The sequence below is a fragment of the Streptomyces sp. NPDC059008 genome, assembly GCF_042749045.1.
Lineage (GTDB): Bacteria > Actinomycetota > Actinomycetes > Streptomycetales > Streptomycetaceae > Streptomyces.
On the sequence record NZ_JBHYJC010000037.1, the window covers coordinates 65359 to 74036 of the forward strand.

At 66.1% G+C, this 8678-nt stretch carries 7 protein-coding genes and 1 tRNA gene; 5 read left to right on the forward strand and 3 right to left on the reverse strand.

Annotated features, from left to right (window positions below):
- Window positions 1-81: 81 nt before the first annotated feature.
- Together ACFWZH_RS30660 and ACFWZH_RS30665 are read left to right on the forward strand one after the other, a co-directional pair.
- The gene (locus tag ACFWZH_RS30660) at window positions 82-1311 is read left to right on the forward strand and encodes an MFS transporter (RefSeq protein ID WP_384438468.1); all 1230 of its coding nucleotides are present in this window, start codon (window positions 82-84) and stop codon (window positions 1309-1311) included.
- A gap of 37 nt (window positions 1312-1348) precedes the next feature.
- Window positions 1349-1825 carry a hypothetical protein gene (locus ACFWZH_RS30665; protein WP_384438471.1) on the forward strand — a complete coding sequence of 159 codons (477 nt, stop codon included), beginning with the start codon at window positions 1349-1351 and terminating at the stop codon, window positions 1823-1825.
- A 203-nt stretch (window positions 1826-2028) separates the two neighbouring features.
- Here ACFWZH_RS30665 and ACFWZH_RS30670 read toward each other — a convergent pair whose 3' ends face one another.
- Complete coding sequence (locus ACFWZH_RS30670; protein WP_384438474.1) at window positions 2029-2871, reverse strand: BTAD domain-containing putative transcriptional regulator; 843 nt, start codon at window positions 2869-2871, stop codon at window positions 2029-2031.
- A gap of 1101 nt (window positions 2872-3972) precedes the next feature.
- Window positions 3973-4058 (reverse strand) — tRNA-Val (locus tag ACFWZH_RS30675).
- Between the two features lie 465 nt (window positions 4059-4523).
- Between ACFWZH_RS30675 and ACFWZH_RS30680 the strand changes: the two genes are divergently transcribed.
- The 3 genes from ACFWZH_RS30680 to serS are packed head-to-tail and all read left to right on the forward strand — an operon-like array spanning window position 4524 to window position 8299.
- A complete protein-coding gene (locus ACFWZH_RS30680) occupies window positions 4524-5453 on the forward strand; it encodes a diacylglycerol/lipid kinase family protein (protein WP_384438477.1) in 930 nt (309 codons plus the stop codon).
- Window positions 5450-6964 carry an MmgE/PrpD family protein gene (locus tag ACFWZH_RS30685; protein WP_384438480.1) on the forward strand — a complete coding sequence of 505 codons (1515 nt, stop codon included), beginning with the start codon at window positions 5450-5452 and terminating at the stop codon, window positions 6962-6964. The genes ACFWZH_RS30680 and ACFWZH_RS30685 overlap by 4 nt, the downstream gene beginning before the upstream one ends.
- A gap of 36 nt (window positions 6965-7000) precedes the next feature.
- Window positions 7001-8299, forward strand: coding sequence for a serine--tRNA ligase (gene serS / locus ACFWZH_RS30690; protein ID WP_384438483.1), 1299 nt, complete (start codon window positions 7001-7003; stop codon window positions 8297-8299).
- Between the two features lie 88 nt (window positions 8300-8387).
- On the opposite strand, the gene ACFWZH_RS30695 is transcribed toward serS, so the two are convergent.
- Window positions 8388-8678: ACT domain-containing protein (locus ACFWZH_RS30695; protein WP_384438486.1), on the reverse strand; the 291-nt coding region annotated here is incomplete at its 5' end.

The following is an 8678-nucleotide window of genomic DNA, read 5'->3' on the forward strand; positions in this document are numbered from 1 at the left end:
CTGACGGACGGTCATTGGCATGATCGGGTGCCGTCAGGTGCCGACAGTGCCCATCCATGTCTCGGTAACGGTGAGGACGAAATGACAGCCGAGCAAGTCGCAGAACCCACCAAGACGCACAGGGCCGTCAAGAGCAGCGGGCGGTTCTGGGCCACCGCCTACACCCTCCTGCTGTTGCTGACGGGAACCAATCTCCCTACCCCGCTCTACCGCGGCTACCAGCAGGATTTCGGCTTCTCGCCGCTCGTCGTGACGCTGATCTTCGCGGTCTATGTGGCTGCGCTGGTTCCGTCCTTGCTGATCTTCGGCCCGCTGTCGGACGCGATCGGGCGACGCAAGGTGTTAGCGCCGGCGGTGTTTGTCGCCGCCCTCGGTTCCCTGCTCTTCGCCCTGGCCGACAGCACCCCCTGGCTGTTCGCGGCGCGAATTCTGCAGGGACTTGCGGTCGGCGCCGCCTCCGGGGCGCTCACCGCGGCCTTGAGTGAACTCGAACCGCGGGGGGACCGCCGTCGAGCCGCCCTGGTCTCCACAGTGGCATCGGTGGGCGGGCTCGGGACGGGACCGTTGGTGGCCGGGATCCTGGCTCAGTACGCACCGGCTCCGCATGTCCTGCCCTTCGTGGTCGAAATCGTCCTGCTCATCCCGGCATTCATCACGATGGTCACACTGCCGACGGCCCGTGCAGCCACGAAGTGGAAGCCCCGGCGGCCGTCGATTCCTGCCTCCGTGCGCGGCGTCTTCGGCACCAGCGGAACCGCCAGCTTCCTCGCCTTCACCGTCGTCGGGCTCTTCCTGAGCCTGGTACCGACGTACGTCACCAAGCTCTCGGGAAGCAGCAACCTCGCCCTCGGCGGTGGCGCCGTGACCTTGATGCTCGGGTGCTCCTGCCTGGCACAACTGCTCGCGTACGGCAAGCCGGCCCACCGTCTCCAGATCACCGGCCTGGCACTGCTGGCCGTCGGCCTGGTCCTGCTCGCCGTCGCCGGCGGACTGTCCTCCCTCGCCCTGCTGCTGGTCGCCACAGTGATCGGGGGAGTGGGCCAAGGGCTCGCCTTCCTGGGCAGCATCACCGAGATCAACCGCTTCGCTCCAGCAGACCGGCACGCCGACGTCATCTCCAGCTTCTACGTGATCGTCTACCTGGGTGTGGGCGTTCCCGTGATCAGCGTCGGCTTCCTGGCCGCGGTGACGGGGCTGTTGGGCGCCGTGCAGCTGTTTACTGCCGTCGTCGCCGTGCTGTGTCTGATCGACCTGGTGGTACTGGCCCGCGGCCGCAACAAACTCGCCGAAGCGGCAGTGTCCGGCGCCTGAGTCCCGTTCCGTATCACGCACAGCCCGAAGGACAACGATGGACACCAAGACACTGGCCGACGCGTACCAACAGCTACTCCTTGCCGCGGAGAGGATCACCGAGTCGACCCCGCTCGCCGCGTTGGAGCGGTCCGATGTCGACTGGCTGCTGGCCCATATCGCGCTCAGCGACCGCATACTGGCCACCGCGGCCCGCGACGTCCTCGCCGGCATCCCGGTAGTGATCGACAACCAGGCAGCAATGGACGACGACAACATCGCACAGCTGATTGGCTCCACCACCTACGTCCAGCGGATCGACGCGGTACGCCGAAACGGGGCGGAATTCGCCGACCTCGTCCGGCAGGTCCCCGAGCGGACGGGAAGCGTCACGGTGCAGTTGAGAGTCCATGACCGCAGTGGCCGTCGCATCTCCGACAGCCGTGCCACATGGGCCGAATTGGTCGACCTGCGGGCGACCAAGCACATACCGGGCCACGCCCAGCGTCTAGCCGAGCTTGCCAGCAGGGCTTAACGGCTGTGAGCCCCGTCAGCTCCGCGTGGTGACGTGCGGGTCCCCCGCCTCGCGACACTACGTGGAGGCCCCTCCGGCATCGGCCGGAGCACGGTGTCCTTGCTGTTCGCGGAGAACGGCTGCAGCAGCAAGGACACCAGGGCCGATCCCACCGCGACGGACCGAATGCGGCAGCCTTTGCCCGGCCTCCAGCCGGCTGTCTGCTAATACGCTTGGTGTTGCAGCGGGGGGCTGAGGGGAACGCCCCGGGTGGCCGGGTCCACGACGTTGAGCACGGGATCCTGCTCAAGCACTGCCCGCTCGTATTCGCGCATGGTCGGCGAAGGCTTGAGCCCAAGGTCGTGCGACAGCTGGTGTCGCAACGCCCGGTAGACATCCAGCGCTTCGGCCTGACGGCCGGACCGGTACAGGGCGACCATCAGCTGCTGCCGGAACCGTTCCTTGTAAGGGTGGCTCATGAGGAGTTCATTGAGCTCGGGGATGATCTGCCGGTGCTGCCCAAGCTCCAGCTCGCAATCGAAGAGCATTTCCAGCGCACCAAGCCGCGTCTCCTGGTACAAAGCGGCCGCAGCCTGGCTCCTGGCGCCTCTGAGGAATCCCCCGCACGCGGGCCCTCGCCACAGGGCGAGGAGGCGGCGGATCTCCTGGACGGTCGCAGCAGACACTGCGCCCGCCGGGCTGGAAGCGGAGCTGAGCTGGTTCCTGAGACGTTCGGTGCCGGCCATGAAGGTGGAGACGTCCAGCTCGCCGAGCTCGGCGATGAGCCGGTAGCCGGAGGGGTGGGTGATAAGCCTGGTCGCCTGCGTCTCCGGCTCCAGCGAGGCGAGCCTTCGGCGCAGTCGGCTGACATGAGCGTGCAGTGCGTTCTCCACGCCGTCCGGCGGACTGTCGGCCCATAACTCGTCGATCAAGGACTCCGTCGGTACCAGCTTTCCGACGTTGATCAACAGAGACGCCAAGAGCGTCCGCTGGAGCACCCCTTTGAGGCGCACCGCCCCTAAGGGGGAAATGATCTCAATCGGCCCTAAAATCCGGAAAGACAGCATTGGGTCTCCAACTAGGCAGGGATCCTTGGCCCGGCGTTCATGCGCGGTTGGCGTGCAAAGGATCAGCGAGTCGACCCGAGACCCTCATCAGCACATTCAGAAGGGAAATCGGTTAGGGAGTTTCCCCATAAAAAATTTGAGTGGCCGTCAGGTGCAACTTGACTCAAGCATCAACGCCGAAAGCAGATATGGGTAGCGCAACGAGGTCCTGGTCGAGTTCCGGCACCTCAAGCCCGCGAATGCCCACGCGATGCGGCCATACGCTGATGGCCCGACGCAGCCGACAGGAAAGTCAGCTTCGACCAGGAGTGAAGTGCGTCTCAGTTCGGTGCAGCACTGGACGCCGCGCTCACCAGCGAGCTCCTCGGACGCAGCCGCAGACTGCTCCCGGGCAGGAAAGATCCTGGTCATCGGCCTGATAGTGAAAGCGCATCCCCGTACCTCCATGTATGACCGACCGCCGGTCACCTGCAGGATATTTGCATACAGCATGGAGGTGGTCAACCAAATCAAGTTTCAGCCACGCTTTAAGATTGCACCGAAGACAATCCCACCTGAGGCGCGAAGCCGAAGGTCGAGACACATCAAGACCGCGCCATGCAAGGCGTACTTCCAGCCAGCCGTGACCCGTCCGTGGAAGTCTGACTGAACAGCGAAAGCAGCCATCAACTGGCGGAAAAACTCCGCTTCCTTGGGATGACAGAAGGATTGCCACAGCCGGAGCGGACCTATCTGGATGGGAGCCACCAGCACATGCCCGCTCCGAAGCACCCCGCTCTTGAATCCTGCCTAACCGCGCATCACGGCGGCGCCCGCACCACCAGCGCCCTACAGCGATCCGCGGCACTTCGCACTGTGCCGGCACCGAGCATCAGAGCGTGGTGGCAGAGCAACCACATGACGCCTCGCGCCTACAGCAGCTCCTGCGCGGCATGAAACGTCGGCCCAGTCGTTCCTGACGTCATGCCGACGAAGTGGCAGGGCAGGCAGAGCATGGCAAATGCCCGATGAAGGTGTGGGGGGTCACGGACCGGCGGGAATCCAGGCCCGCGCAGGGCCAGGGAAAGCCGCCGGTCCGTGCAACAGACCTTCATCGGGCAGCGGAGAGGGCAGGATTCGAACCTGCGCGGGCCGGAGCCCTGCCGGGTGTTGCCCGGCCCCCGTTGGGCCGCTTCGGGTACCTCTCCTAAGCGCGGGTGGTGGCCCATCTCTTGCATGAGACTGACCACTGCCGCGCCGTGCGGACTGGCCTCTCGGCCCCGCCGCGGTCTCAACTATGCACGACCCATCTGACCTCTTCCTGACGCCTTCCTGACATCATCCCGAGTCGCCACGAAGTATCAGCTCGGGACCGATCCGCAGCCTCGCGGCACCTTGCAATCAGGACGGTGTCAGACAGCAGTCAGAGAAATGGGGCACAGTACCTGCGTACGGTGCCGGAGGCCATCACTAAGAACTGCGGCATATCGGGAGAGGGACCCGAAGGGGCCTGACCGGCCGGGGTCCAGCAACCGCAGGACCCCGGCCCACGCAGGTAAAAACCTGCCCTCTCCGCCCGCAGGCAGCACTGCCTGCTCATCCACCATTCATCGTTGCGAGACTGTGGAGAACCCTTGGCCGAGAATGGGACACAGGCTGGAAGATTTCGACGAGTGACGATCATCGCCAACCCAAAAGCAGGGTCGACACAGATTGACTTCGTCTCAGCAGTGCAGGACGCCTGCAGCACACACTGCGAATCCGTGGAAGTGCTCTGGACCAAAAAGCCTGGCCATGCAGCGGAATTGGCACGGCAGTGTGTGCCAGCCGGAGACAGTGGCCGCCCGGATGCGATCGTCTCCATCGGCGGTGACGGCACGCTGCGCGAAGTCGTCACAGGCCTCATCGACGCCGGCAGCTCCGACATACCCCCGCTCCTGGTCCTGCCAGGAGGCACCGGGAACTCCAACTACCGGCACTTATGGGACGACCTGCCGTGGCAGCAGACCGTGGCAGCAGCCCTGACAGGGGCCGGCGGTGAATGCCGCACCCTCGACCTAGCCAGGATCCTCAACCCGTCACGACTGGTTGTTCTCGGCACCAGCACCGGCCTCTTCGCCGAGGCAACAGCCGAAGCGCTCACCGTCCCGGTCGCGGGACGGGCCAGGTATCAGCAGGCCATCGCCTCGGTCATGGCCCGCTACATCCCCTATGCGGGACGGGTAGTGGTGGACGGCACCGTCGTTCACGACGGCAAGACTGTACTGGTCAACGTGGGCGGCGGCCGCCACCGCGCTGGCGTCTTCGATGTGCTGCCGCGATCGGTTCCCGACGACGGCTTGCTCGATGTCTGTGTGATCGGAGCCGACATGCCGGTCACCGAGGCGCTGCAGCGCATGCGCAACGGCACCCACTTGGAATCGGAGGCGGTGCACTACGCGCGCGGTCGCAGCATCACGGTGGAACGCACCGACGGCGCTCCGTTGCGCTTCGAGCACGACGGCGAAGTGGTGCCGGCCGACACGCAGGCGTTCACCATCGAGGTCGTGCCCGCGGCGCTCCCCGTCTTTGCGGCTCACCGGCGCTGGGAGGACACGCCGTGACCGAGATCACGACCGGCGCGACCTCCGAAGCGGCTGAAGACACGCCGAGTGTGCTGGAGAGACTTTCCGGATGGGCTAGTTCACTGGAGCTGGCCGAGGTGCCCGACAGGGTGGTTCAGTTCGCGGCGAGCCAGATTCTCTCCCAGCTGGCGGCGATCAGAGTGGGGTTGCAGCAGGAGCCTGGCCGCCGCCTGGTGCGAGCGTTGGGCGAGCCGTTTCAGGACGACACCGCCCAGTCGGCGCGGGTGCTCGCTGGTGTGGGGGCCTGGCTGAATCTGGACGACACCGCATATGCGGGCCACTTGGCCCCTTCGACGGTGGCCGTTCCCCTGGCGTACGCACACGCACTGAAACTGTCCGGGTCCGATCTGCTGCGCTCGGTCATCGTGGCCAACGAGTGCGCGGCGCGGGTGACGGCATCTGCCACTCTGGGGCCGTTCCGGGGCCAGACCGCCCTGCACACGCACCTGGTCGGTTCGGTTGCCGGCCGTCTCAGCAGCCAACGGGCATCTACGGGTCAGTGGAGCAACGCGCTGTCACTGGCTCTGAGCTCACCACCGTGGACCCTGATGCGTGGCTTCATTACCAGCGACGCCCGCCTCCTGCACGTGCCTGTGGCCGTACGCATGGGGCTGGACGCCTGCGATGCCGCACTCAGCGGGCTCACGGGGGCCGGTGACATCGTCGAGCATCCGGACGGCTTCCTTGGACAGTTCGCCTCGGTGCCCCTGCCCGAGGCCGTATGCGACGGACTCGGCAGGCGCTGGCACACCGAAACCTTGTCGTTCAAGCTGCACCCCGGCGGCCCCGGGATCGACGCCGCCATCGACAGTGCCGTCGATCTTCACTCCCTGATGAGGCAATGGGACATCGGCGACGTACAAGACATCGTCGTCGAAGGTTCGCTGTACACCATGTTCGCGGCACGCAAAGCCGAGCCCTACCTCGATGGCCCTCGCACTCCGGTTGGTGCCCTGGTGCTGACCACCCCCTATCCGGTGGCCACGGCGCTGCTGACTGGACAGCTGTCCATCGAGGACTTCTACCCTCCGGCTGTGGACGACGCTAACCGGTGGGCGCTGGCCGCCAAAGTCCGCCTGTCCCACGACACCGCCATGACCCAGACACTGATGGCCGGTGATGCGCCCTTCGGTGAGGCCCTTCGTCAGGCCGGACCACGTGCCACACCCTGGCTGCACCGTTTTGGCGGGCAAGAGCTTGTGGACCTGGCGGGGGACGCGGGTGCACCGCTCGAGGACTTCACCGAGGCCAGCAAGCCCACCCCCGCAAGGGTCGTGGTGCGAATGCACGACGGCCGCCGCTTTTCCCGTGAGCACACCATCCCTCGCGGTGGGCTCGGGCCAGCACTGCGGGCCCAGCACCGCGCCCTGGTCACGGACAAGTTCTTAGCGTCCGGCGGTCCCAAAGAGGTCGTCGAGACATGGCCTGGACTCGCCGCACTCGACCCGGCCGAGCTGATCCAGCTGATCCAGCACGCCGTCGCGGCGTGAACCCGCGCCCTCGCGTGGCCGTTGAAGGAGACGAACATGCACGATCCGCAGTCATTGCTGGCACCGGAAGCCGCCGCGTACCGCCAGCTGGCACGCCGCGGCTACCAGCTGGACGCTGACACTCTTGGCTCCTTGGTCCGCGGCAGGGCCGATACCATCGCCGCACGCGACACACTGCGAGCGGAACTCAATGCCATCTCACGCCGCATGCGCGGCGGGCAGATGACCGAAGCCGAGCGTGTCGCCGCCGTGGAGTCAGCGCGTGACCTCAAGGAACGCATCGGCAAGGCCGAGGCACTGCGACGCACGTGGGAAAGCGACCTGACCGCCATCCTGCAGACGATCCCCAACATTCCGCTGGACGAGGTTCCCGACGGTGGGCCGGAGGACCCCGCAGTCGAAATCCGGCGCTGGGGTCAGGCCCCGCACTTCGAATTCACCCCGCGCGACCATGTCGACCTCGGCACCGCGACAGGCATCCTCGACCTCGGGAGGGCCACCAAGCTTTCCGGATCGCGCTTCTCCGTCGCCCGGCAGGCCGGGGCATTGCTCGAACGAGCCCTGGCTTCGTTCCTGCTCGACCTGCACACCAAGGAGAACGGCTACGTCGAGTACAGCGTCCCGCACCTGGTGACCCGGGAAACGATGACCGGAACCGGTCAGCTCCCCAAGTTCGCCGACGACCTCTTCCGCACCCATGTCGCGGACCGCGAACTGTTCCTGGTGCCAACCGCTGAGGTACCGCTGGTCAATTTGTACCGGGACGAGACGGTGCCGGCCGACGATCTGCCGCTGGCGCTGACCGCGCACACCGCGTGCTTCCGTTCCGAAGCCGGTTCGTACGGGCGTGACACCCGCGGAATCATCCGCCTGCACCAGTTCGCCAAGGTTGAACTCGTACGGCTGTGCCTGCTGGAGGACGCGGCGGAGCAGCTTCAGCTGCTGCTGGCGCACGCCGAGGAGTGCCTTAAGCGGCTGGGGCTGCACCACCGGGTCGTCGAACTGCGTGCAGGTGACTTAGGTTTCTCTGCCCGCCGCACATACGACCTGGAGGTATGGCTGCCCAGCCAGGACTGCTTCCGTGAGATCTCCTCTGTGTCGGACTGCGGTCCGTTCCAGGCGCGCAGGGCCGGGATCCGGGGCCGTCGCGGGGGGAAGAAGGAGCATCTGGCCACCCTGAACGGGTCGGGGCTCCCGATCGGCCGCACAGTCGTGGCGATCATCGAGCAGTATCAGCAGCGCGACGGATCGATCGACGTTCCCGCTGCGCTGGTCCCCTACACCGGCTTCAGCAGCATCGGCCCGGACGGCTCCATGCGCAAGGCGGGCGCATAACGACCTCGCCCTTGGGTCTGCTCCCGATGTGTGGGGGTGTTTCGGTAGCTGGTCCGGCCACCGAAACACCCCCACATGCTCTGCGGATTCAGTTCACCAGGCTAACGGTGTGAGCCCATGTCGCGCCGATCTCCTCGGAGATCTCGCTCAGCACGGCCGGCGGAATCGTGTCGTCGACGGTCAGCGCGACCAGCGCCTCGCCACCGACATCGGCCCGGGACACCTGCATCCCGCCGATGTTGATGCCCGCCTCGCCCAGGATCCGGCCGACGGTGCCGACCACGCCGGGGCGGTCGCTGTAGCGCATGAACGCCATGTGGTCCGCGAGCGACAGATCGATCGAGTGGTCACCGACCGCCACGATCTTCTGGGTGTTCTT

Coding starts and splice junctions, on each gene's coding strand:
- ACFWZH_RS30670 (WP_384438474.1), bottom strand. CDS start 2,871: ATGCTGTCTTTCCGGATTTTAGGGCCGATTGAGATCATTTCCCCCTTA.
- serS (WP_384438483.1), top strand. CDS start 7,001: ATGCACGATCCGCAGTCATTGCTGGCACCGGAAGCCGCCGCGTACCGC.
- ACFWZH_RS30660 (WP_384438468.1), top strand. CDS start 82: ATGACAGCCGAGCAAGTCGCAGAACCCACCAAGACGCACAGGGCCGTC.
- ACFWZH_RS30665 (WP_384438471.1), top strand. CDS start 1,349: ATGGACACCAAGACACTGGCCGACGCGTACCAACAGCTACTCCTTGCC.